Source organism: Lentzea sp. NPDC003310 (assembly GCF_040610935.1).
Lineage (GTDB): Bacteria > Actinomycetota > Actinomycetes > Mycobacteriales > Pseudonocardiaceae > Lentzea.
Window position 1 is genome coordinate 1 of the sequence record NZ_JBEXNC010000066.1, and the last position, 1,186, is coordinate 1,186.

At 43.7% G+C, this 1,186-nt stretch carries 1 protein-coding gene; it reads right to left on the reverse strand.

Translation table 11 applies throughout. The features are described 5' to 3' along the window. Positions 1 to 437: 437 nt before the first annotated feature. Positions 438 to 1,186: magnesium transporter CorA family protein (locus ABZX02_RS43965; protein WP_355307974.1), on the reverse strand; the 749-nt coding region annotated here is incomplete at its 5' end.

Here is a 1,186-nt window from a genome sequence, read left to right on the forward strand (position 1 = left end):
GACTACTAAGTTCTAAACATTCATTACCCAAAATCAATTTGGTCTAACATCGTTTCTCGACTAGCTTGATCTAATCCAAGATACGTTAAGGTCATAGCTTCACTTGAATGGTTTAATAAATTCATCACTAAACCAATATTATAGTTTGACTGCGTATAGACCCGATAAGCGCCTGTTTTACGCATGGTGTGTGTGCCTAGATAGTTGATACCTAATAGATCACCAACACGTGACAAGACCCGGGTTGACCCCAGAGCATAAGGCAGAAAATCCAGTAACGAACAAAAAACGTTCGCTACTGGATTTTTTGTCTTATGTGGCCGGGGTCAGGGTCGTCGGAGCGTATTTCAGAAGCCGAAGGGTGCTCAAAATAGCATAACTGCTCAACTATACACATTCCAAAAAAGTCCCCCACCCAGCAGCAAGTCACTCACCCATCACATCTTCCGCCAGAACTTCAGCATAATCAGCATCGCCACAATCAAGGCGACAGAAATCCCCAAAGTCAGCATCCAAGCATCTTGCATCCCGGCTAACGGGAGTTTCTTCACGTTCATCCCATAGAATCCGGTAATGATCGTTGGCACAGCCATGGTCAGTGACCAAATTGTCAAAAATTTCATTGTATCGTTCAGGTTGTTATTAGCAAGGCTGTTGAGGGTATGATCGATTCGGTCAACGACTTGGGTTTCAATCTCAAACATCCGTTGGACCTGTTCTCCTTCAATTTGCACGTCTTCGAATAAATCAATTTTATCTTGGTCAGCACCGACACCAAAATGGGTCTTTGGCAAACGATCGAGTTCACTGAGATTGGTTTGGACCGCGCTGGACAAAAAGGTCAACGTCTGTTGAAGATATGAAAGTGAAACCAAGTCACTGTTCTTCGTCTTCCGGTTCAACATTTTATCCAAATAGTTGCGTTTCTTGGTAATGGCGCGAGAAATTGGGATAAAACTGACAACAACTGTAAACAGTGTTTGCAGAATAAATGCATCGACGCTCTTAACCTCGGGATTATCCAATGCCGAGTAAAGTGCCGTGTTGACTTCAGGTATGCCGCTTTGATTAAACGTGAATAAAACGCCCTTATGGAGCAACATGCCAAATGGCTGGGTAATGTATCTCAGCGCATCTTTGTCGAGGGCATACGGCGCCAGAAAGATGAATAATTGGTAGTCCTCAT